Source organism: Corallococcus sp. bb12-1 (assembly GCF_026626765.1).
GTDB lineage: Bacteria > Myxococcota > Myxococcia > Myxococcales > Myxococcaceae > Corallococcus > Corallococcus terminator.
The window spans coordinates 242,473-261,971 of the sequence record NZ_JAPNJZ010000007.1; the positions used below are offsets into that span (position 1 = coordinate 242,473).

The 19,499-nt window shown below is 69.9% G+C and carries 16 protein-coding genes; 11 read left to right on the forward strand and 5 right to left on the reverse strand.

Annotated elements, in window-relative coordinates; genetic code table 11:
• Positions 1–284 precede the first annotated feature (284 nt).
• The 5 genes from OV208_RS11735 to OV208_RS11755 form a co-directional block, all read right to left on the reverse strand.
• Positions 285–2,348, reverse strand: a complete 2,064-nt coding sequence (locus tag OV208_RS11735; protein ID WP_267573921.1) for a transglutaminase TgpA family protein — start codon at positions 2,346–2,348, stop codon at positions 285–287.
• A complete protein-coding gene (locus OV208_RS11740; RefSeq protein WP_267573922.1) occupies positions 2,345–3,322 on the reverse strand; it encodes a DUF58 domain-containing protein in 978 nt (325 codons plus the stop codon). The genes OV208_RS11735 and OV208_RS11740 overlap by 4 nt, the downstream gene beginning before the upstream one ends.
• Positions 3,319–4,299 carry an AAA family ATPase gene (locus tag OV208_RS11745; protein WP_267573923.1) on the reverse strand — a complete coding sequence of 327 codons (981 nt, stop codon included), beginning with the start codon at positions 4,297–4,299 and terminating at the stop codon, positions 3,319–3,321. The genes OV208_RS11740 and OV208_RS11745 overlap by 4 nt, the downstream gene beginning before the upstream one ends.
• Before the next feature lie 130 nt (positions 4,300–4,429).
• The gene (locus OV208_RS11750) at positions 4,430–4,753 is read right to left on the reverse strand and encodes an STAS domain-containing protein (protein ID WP_267573924.1); all 324 of its coding nucleotides are present in this window, start codon (positions 4,751–4,753) and stop codon (positions 4,430–4,432) included.
• Positions 4,754–4,976: 223 nt separating this feature from the next.
• Entirely contained in the window at positions 4,977–5,714 is a 738-nt protein-coding gene (locus OV208_RS11755; RefSeq protein WP_267573925.1) for a lytic transglycosylase domain-containing protein, read from the reverse strand.
• A gap of 303 nt (positions 5,715–6,017) precedes the next feature.
• Here OV208_RS11755 and OV208_RS11760 point away from each other — a divergent pair, with 303 nt between their 5' ends.
• The 11 genes from OV208_RS11760 (at position 6,018) to OV208_RS11810 (ending at position 19,439) form a co-directional block, all read left to right on the forward strand.
• A complete protein-coding gene (locus OV208_RS11760) occupies positions 6,018–6,164 on the forward strand; it encodes a lmo0937 family membrane protein (protein WP_370052078.1) in 147 nt (48 codons plus the stop codon).
• Positions 6,161–6,730 carry a hypothetical protein gene (locus tag OV208_RS11765; RefSeq protein ID WP_267573926.1) on the forward strand — a complete coding sequence of 190 codons (570 nt, stop codon included), beginning with the start codon at positions 6,161–6,163 and terminating at the stop codon, positions 6,728–6,730. The genes OV208_RS11760 and OV208_RS11765 overlap by 4 nt, the downstream gene beginning before the upstream one ends.
• A gap of 97 nt (positions 6,731–6,827) precedes the next feature.
• Entirely contained in the window at positions 6,828–7,910 is a 1,083-nt protein-coding gene (locus OV208_RS11770; RefSeq protein WP_267573927.1) for a HupE/UreJ family protein, read from the forward strand.
• A gap of 55 nt (positions 7,911–7,965) precedes the next feature.
• Complete coding sequence (locus tag OV208_RS11775) at positions 7,966–8,436, forward strand: hypothetical protein (RefSeq protein WP_120533964.1); 471 nt, start codon at positions 7,966–7,968, stop codon at positions 8,434–8,436.
• Between the two features lie 83 nt (positions 8,437–8,519).
• Entirely contained in the window at positions 8,520–9,290 is a 771-nt protein-coding gene (locus OV208_RS11780; protein ID WP_267573928.1) for a hypothetical protein, read from the forward strand.
• A gap of 144 nt (positions 9,291–9,434) precedes the next feature.
• The gene (rplC, locus tag OV208_RS11785) at positions 9,435–10,103 is read left to right on the forward strand and encodes a 50S ribosomal protein L3 (protein WP_267573929.1); all 669 of its coding nucleotides are present in this window, start codon (positions 9,435–9,437) and stop codon (positions 10,101–10,103) included.
• A 313-nt stretch (positions 10,104–10,416) separates the two neighbouring features.
• Complete coding sequence (locus tag OV208_RS11790; RefSeq protein ID WP_267573930.1) at positions 10,417–11,235, forward strand: outer membrane beta-barrel domain-containing protein; 819 nt, start codon at positions 10,417–10,419, stop codon at positions 11,233–11,235.
• A gap of 8 nt (positions 11,236–11,243) precedes the next feature.
• On the forward strand, positions 11,244–12,476 hold the full coding sequence (locus OV208_RS11795) for an outer membrane beta-barrel domain-containing protein (RefSeq protein ID WP_267573931.1): 1,233 nt from the start codon (positions 11,244–11,246) through the stop codon (positions 12,474–12,476).
• Positions 12,477–12,478: 2 nt separating this feature from the next.
• On the forward strand, positions 12,479–14,017 hold the full coding sequence (locus OV208_RS11800) for a tetratricopeptide repeat protein (RefSeq protein WP_267573932.1): 1,539 nt from the start codon (positions 12,479–12,481) through the stop codon (positions 14,015–14,017).
• A gap of 263 nt (positions 14,018–14,280) precedes the next feature.
• Positions 14,281–17,946 (forward strand): tetratricopeptide repeat protein, encoded by a 3,666-nt coding sequence (locus OV208_RS11805; RefSeq protein WP_267573933.1) that lies wholly within the window; start codon positions 14,281–14,283, stop codon positions 17,944–17,946.
• On the forward strand, positions 17,943–19,439 hold the full coding sequence (locus OV208_RS11810; RefSeq protein WP_420715011.1) for a tetratricopeptide repeat protein: 1,497 nt from the start codon (positions 17,943–17,945) through the stop codon (positions 19,437–19,439). Before OV208_RS11805 ends, OV208_RS11810 begins: the two co-directional genes overlap by 4 nt.
• Positions 19,440–19,499 lie beyond the last annotated feature (60 nt).

Consider the following 19,499-nt stretch of genomic DNA (forward strand, 5'->3'; position numbering starts at 1 on the left):
GTCTCCAAGGGGTTGGCGGACGCAGGAGGGTGCCGGGGTAGGGCGGTCTGTAACCGTTACCCGGCCACCGGAGGAAATCCGCGGGCCTGAGTGGGTAGAAAGTGCACGTCTCTTTCGCCCCTGGGCGTGCGTCGCCGTTGCGCTCGCGAATGAGGGTTCGCGGAAACGCTAATGGCCGCGCAAGGCGCGGGTGTTGGCATTTCGGTTCCGCCCGGACGTCCCTGAGGAGGGCGGGCGACCGGGAGGGGAAGGCCGCTTCCTTCCGGAGGGCACTTCCTTTCCGATCAGGAAGCGCGGGCGGTAGGGCCTGCCTGCTCGTCTGGCCTCTGCGCGTGGCGGGCGGCTTCGGCTTCGAGCGCGCGGCGCAGCGTCCCCAGCAGGTGCTCGGTCTCTCCCTCGCGCAGGGCCCGGCCGCCGAAGCGCGCTTCCAGGTAGCGGCGGGTGAGGGGCGTGAGCGCCAGGGCCAGCGGGTGGCCAGCGCGCGCCAGCCGCGTGGTGAGGTCCTCCAGGGATTCGTCCTCCCGGCGCGGCACGTGGGCGCGGGCCAGTAGCGCGTCCACCCGATCCAGGAAGCGCGTGGCCTCCAGGCGCAGGGCGCGGCGCGGCCAGCGGGCGACGATGCGGCCCAGGCGCCAGACGAGGAAGGCCACCACGGCGGCCGTCACCCAGGCGCGCATCGGGGGCAGGCGGCTGGAGGTGGCAGCCCCTTCGGCGGTGCGGCGCGGAGGGCGCACCAGCTTGCTCGCCAGCTCGAACTGGTCGCGGAATGAGTAGTCGACGACGGACTGCCGCCAGCGCCCCTCCACCGCTTCATAGAGGGCGAGCAGCTTCTCGATCAGCTCGGAGCCCTGGCTGGTGCGGTGTGAGGGAGGGGTGGCGTCCACCGTGACGAAGCCGCGCCCCGGCACGAAGACATGCGTCCACGCGTGGGCGTCACCAGCGCGCACCAGGTAGCCCCCGTCCATCCGCGTCCCGCCGAAGAAGCCGGTGGCCAGCCGCGCGGAGATGCCCTGCGTGCGCAGCAGCAACGTGAGCGCGGTGGCGAAGTGTTCGCAGTGCCCCGCCTTGCGCGCGAAGAGGAAGTCCGCGAGCGGATCCTCCAGGGAGCCCCCCTGCTCCAGCGTGTACGCGTAGTCGCGTTGCAGGTGGCTGACGAGCTTGCGCGCCGCGGCCAGCGGTTCCTTCTCTCCATCGAGGACGCTCGCCGCCAACTGGGCCACGCGCGGATCCAGGTGTTCGGGCAGGGCCAGGAGCTGATCGCGCTCCTCGGACCGCAGGCCGGAAGGAGCATCCGCCTTCGCGTTCGGCGGCAGGCTGTAGGCTTCGTATGTGTACGCGGGCGCGGTGATGGTGAAGCGCACCTCGCCCCCGCCGTGCAGTTGGACGGTGCTGGCCCGCGTGCCGGTGGGCGTGAGGGCCAGGGCGTTGCCCAGCCGCGACGGAGACTCCAGCGCCACCAGCGTGCGGCCTCCGTAGGCGGGCAGCAGCTCCACGCGCTGGTGCAGCAGCGTGTCGCTGGCCGGGCGCAGGGTGATCTGCCGTTCGGTGCGCTGGGCTCCGACGACGTTGGTCCACTCCTGGCCGTCGAACGTGTCGTAGGTGCGGCCCACCCAGTAGGCGTCCAGCTCTTCGCGGCCCGGGTCGGGCGTGAGCGTGGCGCGCAGCACGACGCGCGGGTTGCTCTTGATGGTGCCCGCGCCGCCCAGCCGCACCGTGTCGGAGAAGCCCGCGCTGCTGACCGCGCCGAAGCCGGGGGCGGAGCGCGGGCCCACCATGGCCCAGTTGAGGCGGGGGAAGAGGATGAAGAAGGCCATCGCGCCGGCCACCGCGAAGCTCAGGCCTCCCGACAGCGGCAGCAACACCGAGCGCACCGGCACGGGCTCGCCGTCCGGCACCGCCGCCTCCACCACGCCCAGCGCCAGCGACAGGCTGGCCAGCACGCCGAACGCGATGAGGCACAGCGCGTACGTCATGTCGCCCGACAGCGCCGCGCCGCCGGCCACCATCAACAGCCCCGTCAGGTGCGTCTGTCCGTCCGCGGCGCTGTCCGGCGTGGACAGCATCCGCTGCGCGGAGATGAGGCCCGCGAAGGCGCACGCGGCCACCACCGCGTTCATCGAGCCGGACGTCAGCCGCAGGCCCAGGAGGACGGCCGCGATCAGCAGCAGCACCGCCGACAGGCGCGCATGCCGCGCCACGAGCCGCACGTCGGACAGCGCCAGCACCAGCGCCAGCAGGAACACGCCCAGCACCCACAGGGGGAGCTGCCCGGACACGGCCATGGCGCCAAACGCGGCGCCCGCGCCCAGGTCCCGCAGCACCAGTCGCAACCGCAGGGGCCTCTTCACGCCGCCTCCTGCTTCGTGATGGCGTCCACGTCCTCGAAGCCCACCCACGCGAGCGCCTGGAGGATCCGCCGCTCCTGCCCCGCGCCCGCCGCCGGACGCAGCACGTGGTCCGGAAGCTGGAGCCCGACTTCATGCCCCGCGCCGAGGAGCTGGTGCGCCTGGGCGGCGACCTCCTCGCACTGGTGCTCCAGCGCGTCGCCCGTGAGCCCGGGGGGCAGCGCGAGCTTCCAGATGCGGCGCTCCTCGCGCTCGCGCTCCACCTTGAGCAGGCGCCCCGCCGCGGCGCTCTTCTTCCAGTGGATGCGGCGCGCATCCTCGCCCGGGGCCAGCTCCTTCAGGCCCGCCACGTCGCCGGTGCCGTCATGATGGCGCGGACTGCCTGACTCACCCCGGGGGCCCGTCTCCGCCTTTCCCGGCTCCCGGCAGGCGTAGCCCCGGCGCGGGTATACGAGCAGCGTGCCCTCCAGGGAGAACACCCGCGTCTTGGCGAACAGGCCCAGTGGCCACGTGGTGGTGACGCGCACGCCGGACAGCCGCACCGGACCTCGATGGGGCGCAGCCAGGTCCGCCCGGACGACCAGCTCCTTGCCCGCTGGCAGGTAGCCCAGCCGGCCGGTGCCGACGAGCGGCGACAGGTCCTCCGCCAGCGTCAGCGCGAAGCCGTGCCCCGCCTTGCGCGACACCGCCCAGCGGTAGGCGAAGGGCTCGCGCGCGAAGGCCGCGTCGGCGCCCACCCGGCGCACCGTCAGGTCGCGCAGGCAGCGCTCGGACAGCACGCCGGACACCACCACCATGCTGAGCAGCAGGCCCAACAGCAGGTACAGCAGGTTGTTGCCGGTGTTGAGCGCGCCCAGCCCCACGCCGAACGTCACCACCAGATAGGTGCGGCCCGTCTTCGTCACCGACAGTGTGCGCGGCGGACGCAAGAGGGCGCGAAGCCGCGCCCGGAAGGGGGGGCGGGCGGGGGCCTTCACCGGGGCGCCGCCACCTTGCGGGACAGCTCCTCCACCAGGTGCGCCGCCTCGTCGCGCGCGGACACGCCCTGCACCGCGCTCCTGAGCAGCACCCGGTGGGCCCAGCAGGGCACCAGCATCGTGCGCACGTCGCCGGGGGTGACGAAGTCGCGCCCCTCCCACAGGGCCTGGGCCCGGGCAGCGGACCCCAGCGCCAGCACCGCGCGGGTGGAGGCGCCGCGCTCCAGGTCGCCGTGCTCGCGCGTGGCCCGGGCCAGCCGCACCACGTACTCCGCCACCGAGGCGTCCAGCTTCACCTCCGCGGCGAAGTCGCGCAGCGACGCCAGCTCCTCCGGCCCCGTCACCGCCTCCACCGACGCCAGGGGGGACGCCGCGCCGCGCGTGGTGAGCAGGCGCGCCTCCACGTCCGGCGCCGGGTGGCCCAGGGACAGGCGCACGAGGAAGCGATCCAACTGGGAGTCCGGCAGCGGGTAGGTGCCGGAGAAGTCCACCGGGTTCTGGGTGGCCACCACGGTGAAGGGCGAGGGCAGGGGGTGCGTCTCACCGTCGAGCGACACCTGACCCTGGGCCATGCCCTCCAGCAGCGCGGACTGGGTGCGCGGCGGGGCGCGGTTGAGCTCGTCCGCCAGCACCAACTGCCGGAACAGCGGCCCGGGACGGAAGGAGAAGGTGGCCGTCTGCGAGTGGAACACCTGCGCGCCCAGGATGTCGGCCGGCAGCAGGTCCGCGGTGAACTGGATGCGGGCGAAGGACAGGGCGCACGCGCGGGCCAGGGCTTCGGCCAGCGTCGTCTTGCCCACACCCGGCATGTCCTCCAGGAGCAGGTGCCCGCCCGCCACCACGCAGGTGACGACGCGCTGCACCTCCGTGGGTTTGCCTTGCACGGCGCGGCCAAGCTGGGCGGCGAGCCGCTCCATGACCGCACGCGCGGAAGCAGGGGTGGGAACAGGACCGAGGACGCGGGCGGGCTGGGTCATCCTGGGCGGACTCTAACCCAGGCGACCGCGAGCCGGCACACCCTCCAGGGCGGCAACTTCGCATTCGGAGCCCGCCTGCTTGCGCGGAGGCTTCCAGGATGCGCGGGGCCCGCCCGGGGCACTGCCGCTTCTAGACGGAGAGGATGTCCTCGGGCGTGTACCAGGCCCGGTTCGTCGCGGGCGAGGACAGCACGCCGAAGTAGCGGAACATCCGCTCGTGGTGCGTGGCCAGGCCGCGCATCTGCACCGCGCCCTCCTTCAGGCCGTGGGTGAGCACCCCCACCGCGCTGTCCTTGAACTCACGCAGGTGCGCGAAGTCCAGGACGACCTCGCTCTTGGCCAGCGACTGCAGCGACAGGCTCAGTTCCTGCGCCGTACGGCCGTCCAACGTTCCTTCCAGGCGCAGGGTGACCCGTCCCGCCGCCTCTTCCCGAAGAATCTGAAGCCCCGTCATGTTCCGTGCTCCTGCTGAGGTGTGCACCTGTGTGCCGCCTGCGATGGTGATGGCGGCTGAAGCACATCCCGGACCCCTTGTGGGGTCCGGCTTTCCCAAGGTGACCCGTGGGGGTGCGCAGCCGGAGAACCACACTGCACCTTCACGGGTGTTTCAGTCAGTGGCAGGCGTGCAACTTCCGCCCGAGTGTTGGCGACCGGGCGGAAGGCGTGTCACACAGCGGTCAACCCTTGCGACCTTCCGTCGGCTGGGCAGCACGCAGGCTCACCGCGCGCTCCTGCTGGGCCTTCAGCTTCTGGAACTCCTTCACGACCTTGGCGGGATAGCCGGCCATGAACTTCACCCGGTTCTCCTTCTTCGCGAGGATCTTCCGGGCGGTGGTGGGACCCGCGTTGTAGGCGACGAGCGCGCTCTCCACGGAGCCGAACCGGCCGATGAGCTCCGCGAGGTAGGCGGTGCCCAGGTTCACGTTGGTCTCGAAGTCGAACAGGTTGGTGTGCCGGCCCAACTGGAAGCCCGCCTTGCCCGCCAGGTACTTTCCCGTGTCCGGCATCACCTGCATGAGGCCCATGGCTCCCACACCGGACACCGCGTAGTTGTTGAAGGAGGACTCGCAGCGGATCAGCGCCACCACCAGCATCGGATCCAGGTTGTTGCGCTCCGCCTCGCGAACGATGGCGACGGCCAGCCGGCGCTGCTGCCGCTCGGGAAGCCCGGAGGCGCGCACGGCCTCGACGACGCCCATCTGTTCCGCGCGGAGCAAGTCCGCCTCGTCCTCGTACATCTGGAGCTTGGAAAGCGCCGCCTTGAGCTGCGCGTCCTTCTGCGCGAGTTCCGCCCTCAGGGCCGCCACGTCCGGCGCTTCACCCTGCGCACCCACCGGCACCTGCACCGGGAAAGCCCCTGCGCCCGTCCCCACCAGCACCACCGCCGCCGCCATCGCCACCGTCCAACCCCGCATCTCGCCCTCCCCTGGCGCCCGACTGCTCGCGCCCGCTGACTCGCCCACACCCAGCGACTAAGCAGACAACGTGCCAGCGTACGATGCGTGTGTATGCCTCCTTGTAAGATCCTTATAGAGCGCGTCCGGAACGGTCCTGCGGGTCCGTGGCGGGTCTGAAAAAATGCCCGGGGAGGGAAGTTTGTTTCCCAACCTGAGGCTGCAGAAACCTCCCCCTGTTGCCGCGAGGGGGCCGCGTTCCTAGCTTGCGCCTCGTTCTATTCGTGGGCCCTGTGTGGCGGGAGGCGTGGCGTGTACTGGACCATGGGCATCATTCTGATGGTGTTGTGGGTGATGGGGCTGATCACCGGTTCGACGGAGGGGCAGTGGGTGCACCTCCTCCTGGTGTTCTCCGTCATCGCCTTCGTGCTGGCCGTCGCGTCGCTGGGCCGCCGGCGGGGGCTGGCGTGAACGTGCCGGAGCTGGACATGGCGTGGCTGGAGCTGCCACGCGACAAGGCGGGCTTCGTGCGGCGCGAATGTCCCCGCTGCCAGCGCAACTTCAAGACGCGCCCGAACCGGCATGATCCGGGGATGCTGCAGCGGCTGTTGGCCGGCTACTTCCCCTTCGAGAACGTCCACGAGGCGTACACGGCGGAGGAGCTGCCCGCCTTCCACTGCCTGTACTGCGGCCACCGCGCGCTGCCGGATGCGTGGCTCACGCCGGAGCAGTCCGCCCACGTGGAGCAGATGGCGCGCTCGTGGGCGAACCACGTGCGCTACGAACAACTGGCGTATGTGCAGCGCACGCTGTCGCAGAACCCGCACCCCACCTTCGTGTCGGTGGCGCCGGAGCCGCTGCCCCGACCGCTGCCTCCGGATGAGGAGCTGCTGCGCACGCTGCCCATGCTCTGCTGTGGGGACGAGGTGCAGGCGTCGTGGGACTGGGACGCGCCCCTCGTCTGTCCGCGCTGCGGCGCGCACCATGGCGGGCTGAGCGGACGCCGGCAGGTGACCCTGGAGTTCGTACAGGAGTAGCGACACCCCGAGGCGGCAACGGCCGCGAAGCTTCGCCCCTCGTGCGAAATCCGGCAGTGGACGGCCGGGTCGCGCGGAGGGCAGGCTCGCGGGCGCGATGAAGCCCGGCCCTGTCGTCCGGGTGATGCTGATGGTCCTGGCCATGCTGGGGCCCGGCGTCGCCCACGCCCATGAGGCGGATCTGATCTCCGTGCGGGCCGTCCGCGATGACGCGTCCCCGGATCGCGTGCGCGAGACGTTGACGTTGTCCCCGGACACGCTCCGCCTGCTGCTGCCCGACCTCGGCGCGCGCGACGGTGATGCGCCAGGCGCTCCCTCCTTCTTCGACGCCCGGCGCGCGGAGCTGGAGGCGCGCGTCTGGAGCCGGGTGCCCCTGTTCGCGGACAGGGCGCCGTGCATCCTCCAGTCCTCGGGCGGTACCTGGGACGCGGAGCGGGGCGTGGCGCTGCGCGCGGACTTCCGCTGTCCACCCGGCGCGCTCCACCAGACGTTCGGCGTGCTGGACGCGCTGCCCCGGGGCTACCGGGTGATCCGCGTGGGGCTGGGGGAGGGCGGTGCTCCGGCGGGCGCGGCCTTCGCGGACCAGGGACACCCCACGCTGCCTTTGGAGGGGTCGGCTGGGGCGGTGGACGGCTTCGCCCACTGGGTGGGCCTGGGCGTGCGGCACATCCTGGAGGGCGCGGATCATCTCCTGTTCCTGGTCGCCGTGCTGCTGGTGGGCGGCTCGTTCCGGCGGATGCTGGCGCTGGTGACGTCCTTCACCGTGGCGCACTCGCTGACGCTGGGGCTGACGGCGCTCGGCTGGGTGACGCTGGGGGCGCGGGGCACGCGGTGGGCGGAGGCGGCCATCGCCGCGTCCATCCTCTATATGGCGCTGGAGAACCTGGTGCTGAAGCGACACGGGCACCGCTCGGGGCTCACCTTCCTGTTCGGCCTGGTGCACGGCCTGGGCTTCGCGAGCGTGCTGCGCGGGTACGGGCTGGGGGATGCGCTGGTGCCGGGGCTCGTGGGCTTCAACCTGGGGGTGGAGGTGGGGCAGGCGGTGGTGATGGCCTTCCTGGTGCCCGTGCTGCGAATCGTTCAGCGCAGGCCCCGTCTGCACTCGAGGGTCATGCGCGTGTCATCCATCGGGCTCGCGGGAGTAGGCCTCTATTGGATGGTTGCTCGCGGGGTCGGTTGAATTACCCCGCATGCGTTCCTAGCTTGGGGCTGATGAGGGTGGGGGAGGGACGCTGATGGGCGCGAGGCATACCCGGTTGGCCGCTGCACTGGCCGCCGCTTGGGAGGCGGAAGTGGTGTCGGCCCGCCGCATGACGGGGCTGGCGGAACGCATGAACGACGCGCGCGTGAGGGCGCGGCTGATGGTGCTGGCGGCGTTCTGCCGGGCCCATGCGTCCCGGCTGCTGGCCCGTCTGGCGGCGCTGGGACGGGGGCCGCTGCCGGTGCCCCCGGAGGAGATCGACCTGGATCCGGACACGGTGCTGGAGCTGCGCCGGGAGGGCGCCTTCGCCCGGGCGTCGGCTGCTCGCTATGAGACGACGGCGGAGATGGCCCGCCAGCACGCGGACCTGTCGTCCGCCTGGGTCTGCGAGCTCAACCGCACCGAGGAGCAGGACCGCGCCCGGGAGCTGCTCGCCCTGGCGGAAGGGGCCATGGCGGCCGTGCGGCGGGAATCCCAGGCCGTGGCGGCGCCCGCGGACTCCTGACGCGGCGCGGGCAGGGCCGGGCACCCAGGCAAGGTGTGCTCGGCCGGTGACAGTCCTGGCGTCTTGGGCGTATGAATCCGCCCATGGCGAAGGAGAGCTACAACGACCTCATCTTCCAGCTCGGCGACCTCGCCCGGGACATCCTCCCGGGCAAGCCGAACTGCCCCCGCTCCATGGAACGCGTCTACCGCGCCGAAGAGGTGCTGGAGGCGCGTCGCGAGGAGCTGGCGGTGCTGGAAGCGGAGATGAACGACGAGGATGTCGCGTACCAGGAGTACCTCGCGCAGCACGAGGACGAGTGCGCGGCCCAGCGGGAGATCACCGGACGCTTCAAGCGGGCCGTGGACGCCGTGGAAGGCAAGGTCAAGGGTCTGCGCAAGACGCTGGACACCCGCCGCGCCGACCTGCGCTACGCCATCGCCGGCCTGAAGAAGATCGAGGCGAAGCTCGCGGACCTGGAGATGGACACCCAGGACCCCGTGAAGCTGGACGCCGCCCGGCAGAACCTCAAGAAGAACCGCATCGCGCAGATGCGCCTGGCCCGCGAGGTGGAGGACTGGGAGTCACAGCTCGCCACTGCGCTGACGCCCACGCCCGGCCAGCCCGGTGGGGCCGGCATCCTGGCCCACAAGCGGCTGATCGAGCTGGAGGACGCCGCCGCGGATCAGAAACGCACCCACGACGAGCGGATGGCGGAGCTGGACCAGGCCATCGCCGCCAAGGAGGAGGAGTCGAAGGGCGCGGAAGATTATCTGGATCAGGCGTTGTTCCTGCTGGGCGAAGAGGTGTATGCCCAGCGTATCGGGGAGGCACAGCTCGCCTCCTTCTACCCCCGGCTGGATCGCGCGCAGTAGGGGGTTGCACACGCCCTTGGTGCTTGACGTGGGGAGTGTGTTTGCTATCTTGCGCCGCTTCCTGGCGGCCGCGGGCACGCGTGTAGGCCAGTTCATTGAATTCATTGGGCTTTCGGCGCCACGGGCGCTCGCTGTGAGGACGACGTGAAGGGTCTGATTGGCAAGAAGATCGGCATGACCCAGGTGTTCAACGACGAGGGCAACCTCGTTCCGGTGACGGTCATCGACGTCAACACCTGTCTGGTTGTCGGCAAGCGCACCCCGGAGAAGGATCAGTACTCCGCGGTGACCGTGGGCTTCGGCGAGATTCGCGAGAAGCTCCTGAACAAGCCGGAGCTCGGCTTCTTCAAGAAGGCCAGCGCCACGCCGCGCCGGCACCTGCGTGAGTTCCGCGTCACGGCCGAGGAGGCCGCCGCGTTCAACGTGGGCGACGCCGTCAAGGCGGACATGTTCACCAAGGGCGAGCTCGTGGATGTCACGGGCGTCACCAAGGGCCGCGGCTTCTCCGGCGTCATGCGCCGTTGGAGCTTCAAGGGTTCGCAGACGAAGACGCACGGTACGCACGAGTATCAGCGTCACGCGGGCGCCATCGGTCAGCGTAAGACGCCCGGCCGTACCTACCCGAACAAGAAGATGCCGGGTCACTACGGCGTCGAGCGCAACACCACCCAGAACCTGACGGTGGTGGACGTGGATGTGGAGAAGGGTCTCGTGCTCGTGAAGGGCGCGGTCTCCGGCCACAACGACGGCATCGTGATCGTGCGCCCCAGTATCAAGGTGGCGATGCGCGCCGCGCACAAGGCCGCGCGGTAATCCCGCCGCTGCCGACGTAGGGCGCGCCCTCAACGGCGCGCCCCATTCGACGCCCCGCTTCCGGCACCTTCGGGTTCCGGGCGGGGCGTTCGTCGTTTCCGGCATCCGACTCGCGCGGCGTGCGTCGAAACGTTGAGTGCTGGTCGCCCTGGGGACAAAGGGCGAAAACTTTACCGACAGGCGTGGGGTTCCGCTTGCGGTGAAGGGGCGCCGTGCTCACATGGCTGTCCCACGCCGGAGCCTCACCGTCGAAGCAGACGGTCGCAGGGCCGCCGGCCTACCCAACGGCCCACCCCCGGGCCGGGCAGGAGATATGAACGCACGCTCGCTTCGCGCCTTCGCAGCGCTGTGCATCTCGCTGACGGCGCTCGGCGCCGCCGCACAGGAAGACGGCGTCCTGGACTCCGCGGTCGTCCGCAACCGGCTCTACAAGCCCGCGGGCCATCCAGAGCTGTCCCTGTCCGTGGGCCTGCCGGTCCAGACGTACCTGACGGCGCACTACTTCTTCGACGTAGGCGTCGCCTACAACCTCTTCGACACGTTCGCCGTGGAAGCGCGGGCGGGCTTCGCGGCCAGCCGCCACACGGGCCTGGCGCGCTCCATCTCTGAATCCTTCCTGGACCGCGAGGACAAGCGCGTCACGGACGAGCTGGAAGACCTCTGGCGGATGAACCTGCACGGCGTCATTGGCGCCCGGTGGGCCCCCATCTACGGAAAGATTTCGCTCGTCGCGGACCTCCCGGTGCACTTCCAGACCTACCTCTGGGTGGGCGGCGGGCTGGGCAACCTGAAGCGCGAGTCGGTCATCCAGTGCACCCAGGTGGTGGACCGTGCCGCGGGCGTCTGTGACAACCGCACGGCCGTGGATGATCGCGGATCCGCGACGGAGAACTACTGGGTGAAGGAGACGCGCGTGGCGCCGGTGGTGTCCGCCGCGCTGGGCTTCCGCTTCTTCGTCAAGGAGCAGCACGGCATCCGCCTGGAGCTGCGCGACTGGATCTTCAAGGACAGCTACCGCGTGAACCTGCAGCGCGACGAATGGGAGGCCGGCAATCCCACCGGCGAGCCCGCTGGCAGCCCGGGTCTCACGCACCTGGTGCAGTTCGACCTCGGCTACACCTACTCGTTCTGACCCTTCCTATGCGACCCTTCCGTTCCATCGCGCTCCTCGTCGCCGCGGTGCCCGCCCTCGCGTTCGCGCAGGCTGCCGCCCCGGCGCAGCCGCCGGCCACCCCTGGGGCTCCGGCCTCCGTGGGCCCGGAAACGACCGCTCCTTCCTCCACCTCACCCGGAGAGCCGCCCGAGCGTTCGCGCACCCAGCGCGACGCGCCCGCGGTACCCCAGGCGACACCGGAGACGCCGGCCGCGCCCCCCGCGTCCCGTCCTGGCCCCGGGACCTCGTCGGACGACGACGCGCAGTCTCCGGCTCCCACGGGCCCAACGTCCGGCATCGCGCCGGCGGATGCCCCGGTGCTGGAGTCGCCGGAGTCCGGTGAGGCCCCGCGCACCACGGACGCCCAGCAGCAGCGACTGGTGAACGGCGCGCCGCTCTACAACCCGAACGTGAACGTCCACATCGTCCAGAAGAAGCGCTTCGCGGACGAGGGCAAGCACGAGCTGGTGCTGTACCCGGGCGTCGTCCAGGTGAACGGCAAGTTCACCAACCACGTGGGCTCCGCGCTGCACTACGTCTACCACCTGCAGGAGAACTTCGCCCTCCAGGTGGGCGGCCAGTACAACTGGTACTCCGATGAGAGCGACTTCAACCTGGAGCTCATCGACAAGGTGCGCGAGCAGGCCCAGGCCGCGTCCTCGCTCCTGCTCCAGTGGGGCGCGCACGCGGGCGTGGAGGTGACGCCGCTCTACGGCAAGTTCGCCTTCTTCAACAACTCGCTGGCGCAGTTCAGCGTGGTGCTCTCCGGCGGCGCGGGCGTGGGCAAGACGCGCCACCTCATCCGCCCCAAGGTGGCCAACGAGGTGGACGGCCAGACGTACCAGGTGCCCGCGCGCTTCGGCGACACCGGCAACAAGTTCCTGGGCGAGGTGGGCGGCGGCTTTCGCGTGCAGTTCGGCGAGTCCTACGCCATCCGCCTGGAGGTGCGCGACCTCATCTACACCGCGCGCGTGGACAAGGTGGACGGCTGCAACCTGGGTGATTTCGAAGCGCTGGAGGCCGCCCGGGCCGCGAACCAGCCCTTCGACGGCCTGTCGCTGAGCGGCGGTTGCAAGGTCGCGAAGTTCGACGGCGTCGATCCGGAGACGAAGAAGAACTACCGCGAGGACATCATCCTCGGCCGCGACCTGGTGGCCGAACCCTCGTCGGACGTCCTCAACAACGTCAGCTTCTACGCTGGCTTCTCGATGCTCTTCTAACCATGTCCCGACTGCTCCGACTCCTCGTCGTTATCGGGCCCCTCGTCGTGCCGGCCGCGGCCTTCGCCCAGCAGGACGTGGGCGCCTACAACCGCGCGCTGTCCGCCTTCAACGCCGGCCAGTTCGACTCCGCCGCCCCCCTCTTCGCGCAGCTGGCCGAAGGGGAGGACGCGGACCTGAAGGGCAAGGCCGAGTACTACCTGGCGCAGACCTTCGCGAAGAAGGAGCTGCCCGTAGCTGCCTTCATCTCCTACGCGGCCATCGTCAACGCCGGCCCCAAGCACCCCTCGTACCTCAAGGCCATCGAGGGGCTGGTGGACATGCAGCAGCGGCTGGACGAGCAGAACCTCATCCCCAGCATCCTGAACCAGGCCTACTCCGACGAGGTGCGCGACCAGTGGGTCACGCTGCCCAAGGAAGTGCTGGCGCGGATCAACTACCTGGTCGGCACCGCCACCCAGCGCCGCATGCGCTTCGACGAGGCCCGCGCGCTGCTGGAGGCCGTGCCCGCCGACAGCCGCGTCTACGCGAAGGCCCGCTATCTGCTGGGCACGGTGCTCGCGGATCCGCGCTTCCCGGGCCGTCCCGGGGAAGGGGAGACGCTGGACAAGGAGGCCATCGCCGCGTTCCAGACGGTGCTCTCCACCAAGGAGCCCCAGGTGGAGCTTCCGGAGACGCGCGAGCTGGCGCTCCTGGCCCTGGGCCGCGTGCACTACCGCCGGGGCGAGTACGCCGACGCGGTGAAGGCCTACGAGGGCGTGCCCCGCTACGCGCGCTTCTGGGATCAGGCCCTGTTCGAGAACGGCTTCGCCCGCTTCCAGAACGAGGACTTCGGCGGCGCGCTGGGCAGCCTCCAGGCCCTGCACGCCCCCCAGTTCGAAGGCGCCTTCCAGCCCGAGTCGTGGATCCTCAAGTCCACCGTCTATTACTACTCGTGCCTCTACGACGAGGTGAAGACGACGCTCGCGGCGTTCGACGAGCGCTATGGCCCCATGGCGAAGCAGCTGGAGCCCTTCACCGGCGAGGAGCTGCCGCCCGTGCAGGCCTTCAACCTAGTGGCCTCGGAGAACCGCCGGCTGCCTCGCGCGGTGTACCTGTGGATCCGCAACAACGAGCGCATCCGGGAAGTGATGCGGACCCTCACCCGCGTGGACGCGGAGAAGCGCGCCATCACGGATGGGCCCTGGCGGGGCACCCCGCTGGCCGCGCAGACCGTGGCGTCGCTGGAGGAGATCCGCGGCACGCTGCTCCAGGTGGGCGGCACGCTGGCGAAGAACCGCATCCAGGAGGCGGCGGACAACCTCCGCACCTTCTCCGACCAAGCGGAGATCATCCGCGTCCAGACGGCGCTCGACGAGAAGGACCTCTTCTCCGCGGGCGTGGACCAGAAGACGCTGCTGACGCGCCAGACGCTCTACCGTCCGAAGATGCCGGGCGCGTCGTGGAACTACTGGCGCTTCCAGGGCGAGTTCTGGATCGACGAGATTGGCTACTACCAGTACACGCTGAAGCGGGGCTGTCCCGCACGCCAGGAGAAGTAGGCGCGAAGTAGGACCCCGGCGTACCCGCCTGCCCAGCAAGCTCGTCAAGAGAGGCCCCTCACCGCGACCCTGTGTCGTGGGGAGCGGGCCTCTTCCTCGTTGTTGAGTCCTGGAAGTTCGCTCGGGGCGATCGCGTACGCCGGGGCACAAGGCACGTTCCGGGCCACTTCCCAACCTGGGTACCCGCGTCTACTTTCCGTCGTCCCTCCCGGTTGGGCAGAATTTTGCCCACGTTGGCGAGGCGCGGTTCTCCAGGAGCTCGCATGAAGGTGTTTCTTCGGTTCGGTGCACTGGCGGTGGGCGTCGCGCTCGCGGCCGGTGGGGTGGGGGAGGCGGAGGCGGCGGAGCCGACGGCACCGGCGCGGAAGGTGGCGACGAAGAAGTCCTCTTCGGCGGCGAAGGCCGCGAGCAAGAAGGGCGACGCCGCTGGCAAGAAGGAGGACGCGAAGAAGGGGGCCGACGCCAAGAAGGCGGAGCTTCCCCCCGGCGTGGCGCCCCAGGACATGCGCAAGGGTCCGGCGCGGGTGAAGCCCGCTTCGGCCAAGTTCGCGGACGTGCCGCGCATCGCGGACTCCAAGAAGGACGCGATGGCGGACAGGAAGCGCGACGAGGCCATTGAAGGCTTCAAGCGCCTCATCCCCAAGCTCCAGGAGACCTCCACCCAGAAGGCGGAGATGCAGTACCGCCTGTCGGAGCTCTACTGGGAGAAGTCCAAGTACCTCTACCAGTTGGAGATGGAGAAGTTCCTCGCGGCGGAGAAGGCCTACGACGCGGCGGTGGCTCGCGGCGAGAAGGTCACCGCGCCGGAGCAGGACCACACCGGGTCTGAGCGCTACCGCGCCGACACGATGCGCATCTACGAGGACATCCTTCGCGAGTACCCGGAGTACCCGGCCCGCGACGAGGTGCTCTTCTCCCTGGGCTACAACCTCTACGAGCTCAACCGCCGCGACGACGCGGTGGCGCGCTACGAGGAGCTGATCCGCGACTTCCCCAAGTCGCAGTTCGTCCCGGACGCGTACATCCAACTGGGCAACCACTACTTCGAGAACAACAAGCTCGGGCCCGCGAAGGTGAATTACGAGAAGGCTCGCGACTCGGGCGTTCCCAAAATCTACGCCTACGCGACCTACAAGCTGTCCTGGTGTGACTTCAACGCGGGCGACCTGGACGCGGGCCTCAAGAAGCTCCACGAGGTGGTGGACTACGCGGGCCAGCGCGGCGAGGAGCTGGGCGACCTGCGCACGGAAGCCCTCAACGACCTGACCGTCTTCTACGTGCAGTTGGATCAGCCCAAGGAGGCGCTCGCCTACTTCAAGGAGAAGGCGCCGCCGAAGCGCCAGGGCCGGCTGCTCGCGAAGACGGCCGCGGGCCTGGTGGACGCGGGCCACTTCGACAGCGCCATCCTGGTGTACCGCACCCTCATCGACGACTCGCCCATGGGCGTGAACGCGCCGGAGTACCAGCAGGCGGTGGTGCGCGCGTATGAGGGGCTGCGTCAGCGCCAGCAGGTCCGCAAGGAGATGAAGCGGATGGTGGACCTCTACCGCCCGGGCGGCGAGTGGTGGACCACCAACGCGGGCAACGCGGGCGTGCTGCGCAATGCCTTCAGCGTCACCGAAGAGGCGATGCGCGTGATGGTGACCGAGTACCACCAGGAGGCGCAGAAGACGCGCCAGGTGGAGACCTACCGGCTCGCGCGCGACATCTACAAGCAGTACGTGGAGGCGTTCGCGTCCAGCGAGAACCCGGAGTTCGTCGCGGACTCGGCCTTCAACATCCGCTTCTTCTACGCGGAGATCCTCTGGGCCCTGGAGGAGTGGCAGGTCGCCGCGGGTGAGTACGACGCCGTCGTGGCCTTCAAGATTCCGGACCGCGACTCCGCGCGCGAGGTCTCCAACGAGGCCTACCGCAAGAGCGCGTCGTACAACGCGGTGCTCGCGTACGACAAGCTCGTCAAGATTGAACGCGGCCAGCTCTCCAAAAGCGACCTGAAGGACGGCCAGAAGGTCGACGAGAAGAAGGACAAGGGCGACGTCGCCAAGCAGAAGCTCGTGAAGCGCGACGCCAAGGAGCAGGCGGAGCAGCCCCTCACGAAGTTCGAGGACCGGCTGGTCGCCGCGTGCGACACGTACAACAGCCTGTACCCGGGCAACCAGGATGAGATCGACCTGCGCTACCAGGCCGCCGTCATCCTCTACGACCGCGCGCACTTCGTGGACGCGGCCCGCCGCTTCGGGGAGATCATCGAGAAGTTCCCGGAGGAGCGCCGCTCGCGCGATGCCGCGGACCTGACCATGTACGTGCTGGAGAGCCGCGAGGAGTGGCTCGAGCTCAACACGCTGTCGCGCAAGTTCCTGGGCAACAAGAAGCTGTCCAAGCCCGGCTCCGACTTCGCCGGTCGCGTGGCCCGCGTGGTGGAGGGCAGCCAGTACAAGTACGTGGACGAGGTCGTCTACAAGAAGGAGAAGAACCCGGCGAAGGCGGCCGAGCAGTTCCTCACCTTCGTGACGGAGTTCCCCAAGTCGGAGAACGCGGACCGCGCGCTCACCTACGCGATGGTCATCGCGCAGGAGGCGGGCGAGGTCGACAAGGGCATCACCGCCGGCGAGCGCGTCCTCAAGGAGTACCCGACCAGCCCCTTCGAGCTGAAGACCCGCTACACGCTGTCGGGCCTCTACGAGAAGGTGGCCGAGTTCAAGAAGGCCGCCGCCATGTCGGAGTCCTTCGTGTCCGCGTACGACGCGGCGATGAAGGCCCGCGAGGCGAAGAGGGACACCAAGAAGGCCAAGGGCAGCGCGGTGGCGAAGAAGGACGACATCCCGGGCGCGGAGGACGCGGAGTCCACGCGCGAGCAGAGGGCCGCCGAGCGCAAGGTGCAGGTGGACGAGGCGGGCGCGTGGGTGGCGGATGCCCTCTTCAACGCGGGCGTCTGGTACGACGGCCTGGGCGAATCCCAGAAGGCCGTCACCGCGTGGAACAGCTACCTGACGCGCTTCAAGGACCGCAAGGACGTGCCCCAGGTGGCGTTCTCCATCGGGCTCGTCTGGGAGAAGGAGAAGAAGTGGGGCGATGCGGCCCGCGCCTTCAGCTCCTTCGTGGACACCTACGGCCGGGACTCGCGCACCGTCGCAGGCCAGCCGTACCTCGCCCGCTACCATGAGCTGCTGGCGTACCAGAAGATGAAGGACATCCGGGGCCAGGAGAAGGCGCAGGACGAACTGGTGCGCGGCTGGAACAAGCTGGCGGAAGGCGTGCGCAAGGATGCCGCGGTGCTCAACGCGTATGGCCACGCGCGCTTCCTGGCGCTGGAGCCCACGTGGAAGCGCTTCTCGGACATCAAGTTCACGCGCGTCTCCACCATCCGCCGCGACCTGACGGCGAAGCAGAAGGAGATGCAGAAGGTGGAGAAGGAGTACGCGGCGGTGCTCGCCACGGGCTCCGGCGAGTGGGGCATCGCGGCGCTGACCCGCATCGGCCTTGCGTACGCGGACTTCGCGCGCAACATCATGGACTCGCCGGATCCGTCCGGCCTGGATGATGATCAGCTGAGCATGTACCGGGGCGAGCTGGAGACGCTGGCCCTCCCGCTGGAGGACAAGGCGAGCGAGGCGCTGGAGAAGGGCCTCCAGAAGGCCTACGAGCTGGGCATCTACAGCGAGTGGACGCTGGCCGCGCAGGATCAGGTGAACCGCTTCCGTCCGGGCGCCTACGCCCAGGTGAAGCCGGTGACGTACCGGGGCAGCAGTGATTCGCGCATCGCCGCGGGCGTGCTGAAGGACCTCAATGGCCCCGTCAGCGCCTCCGCGGAGCCCAAGCCCCAGACGCCTCCCGCGCCGGAAGGCACGCAGCCGGAAGGGCAGAAGCCCGCCCTTCCCGAGGGTTCGCGCTCCGAACCCACCGCGCTGCTCGAGGGGGTGCAGCCGTGAAGACGACGAACCGCAACGACATCAGCAGCCAGTTCGAGGGGATGGGGACGCAGCGGATGAACGGGTTTCGCACCAAGCGGATGTTCCTGGCGGGGGCCTTCGCCTTCGCCTTCACCACGGCGTGCGCCACGGGCCCCCGGCCCACGCCCGTCGCGATGAACGCGGTGGAGAGGCCCGCCGCCATCGTCCCCACCACCCCCGCGCCCGAAGTGGCGGAGAAGGGCAGCGTGGACAACCTGTTCGCGGAGGCCCTCAAGGCCTACGAGGCCGGGGACCTGGACACCGCGAAGAAGGGCTTCGAGCAGGTCGTGGCGAAGGAGCCCAAGACGCTCAACGCGCAGTTCAACCTGGGCGTCATCGCGGAGAAGCAGGGTCGTCCGGCGGATGCGCGCGCCGCCTACGAGAAGGTCCTCTTCCTGGATCCGGCCCACACGCCGTCCGTGATGAACCTGGGCCTGATGCACCGGCACGAGGGCCAGTTGGACGAAGCCATCGCGCTGTACACGAAGGCGCTCCAGACGCCGGGCCACGAACACGTCGAGCCCGTCCTCAACGGGCTGGCCGCGACGTACCGGCTGGCGGGCAAGCTGGACGAGGCGGAGGCCACCGGCCGGCGCGTGCTCGCGCGCAGCAAGGACAACCCGGAGGCCTACAAGACGCTGGCGCTGGTGGCGTATGACCGCGGCCAGTTCCGTCTGGCGGAGCTGCTGGTCATCAACGCGCGCAAGGTGGCGGAGAAGGACCCGGCCATCTCCAACACGCTGGGGATGATCTACCTGAAGATGGAGGACCGTCCGCGCGCCCTGGCCCAGTTCCAGAAGGCCGTGTCGCTGGATGACAACTTCGCCGCCGCGCACCTGAACCTGGGCGCGCTGGCGCTCTCCTACCGCGACTACGCGGGCGCGGAGCGCTCCTTCACCAAGGCCCTGTCGCTGGAGCCGGAGGGCGTGGAAGGCCAGCTGTACCTGGCGTACGCGCTGGACGGTCAGAAGGGCATCGACCCGAAGAAGGGCGTGGCCGCGGGCGAGGCGTTCGAGAAGGTGCTCGCGCGCCGCTCCGAACAGCCGGAGGCCGTGTGCGGCGCGGGCTGGGCGTACGCGGCGGACCGCGCGGGCTTCGAGAAGGCCATCGCCTTCCTGGATCGCTGCAAGGAGCTGGGCGCCACGTCCTCGCAGGACAAGCAGCTCATCACCGCCAAGGTGCAGGGCCTGCAGACGATGCTGAAGAACCCGCCGGCCCCGCCCCCCGCCGCCACGGCGCAAGGGGAGGGCGAGCCGAAGAAGGACGGCGCGGCAGCCATCGGAGGCGCGGGTTCGTCCTCGTCCATGATGAACCAGTTGCCCCAGGACACCGCCGCGCCCGACCAGGCTCCGGCGACCGACGCGGCCACGGGGACCTCTCCCGAGGCGGCCCAGGCGGCCCCGGCACAGCCGGCGGGCGGTCAAGCCGTCCCCGAGTCGCAGGCGGCCCCTGTGCCTGCCCCGACGCCCTGAAGAAAGAACAGTCGCCCCGGCTGGAAGAACGAGAACTTTCTTCCCGACTCCAGCCCCCCA

Excerpts from the sequence above, each read along its gene's own strand:
- OV208_RS11760 (WP_370052078.1), top strand. The coding sequence starts at position 6,018 with ATGGGCATCATTCTGATGGTGTTGTGGGTGATGGGGCTGATCACCGGT.
- OV208_RS11800 (WP_267573932.1), top strand. The coding sequence starts at position 12,479 with ATGTCCCGACTGCTCCGACTCCTCGTCGTTATCGGGCCCCTCGTCGTG.
- OV208_RS11770 (WP_267573927.1), top strand. The coding sequence starts at position 6,828 with ATGAAGCCCGGCCCTGTCGTCCGGGTGATGCTGATGGTCCTGGCCATG.
- OV208_RS11780 (WP_267573928.1), top strand. The coding sequence starts at position 8,520 with ATGGCGAAGGAGAGCTACAACGACCTCATCTTCCAGCTCGGCGACCTC.
- OV208_RS11750 (WP_267573924.1), bottom strand. The coding sequence starts at position 4,753 with ATGACGGGGCTTCAGATTCTTCGGGAAGAGGCGGCGGGACGGGTCACC.
- OV208_RS11755 (WP_267573925.1), bottom strand. The coding sequence starts at position 5,714 with ATGCGGGGTTGGACGGTGGCGATGGCGGCGGCGGTGGTGCTGGTGGGG.
- OV208_RS11795 (WP_267573931.1), top strand. The coding sequence starts at position 11,244 with ATGCGACCCTTCCGTTCCATCGCGCTCCTCGTCGCCGCGGTGCCCGCC.
- OV208_RS11790 (WP_267573930.1), top strand. The coding sequence starts at position 10,417 with ATGAACGCACGCTCGCTTCGCGCCTTCGCAGCGCTGTGCATCTCGCTG.
- OV208_RS11775 (WP_120533964.1), top strand. The coding sequence starts at position 7,966 with ATGGGCGCGAGGCATACCCGGTTGGCCGCTGCACTGGCCGCCGCTTGG.
- OV208_RS11745 (WP_267573923.1), bottom strand. The coding sequence starts at position 4,299 with ATGACCCAGCCCGCCCGCGTCCTCGGTCCTGTTCCCACCCCTGCTTCC.
- OV208_RS11805 (WP_267573933.1), top strand. The coding sequence starts at position 14,281 with ATGAAGGTGTTTCTTCGGTTCGGTGCACTGGCGGTGGGCGTCGCGCTC.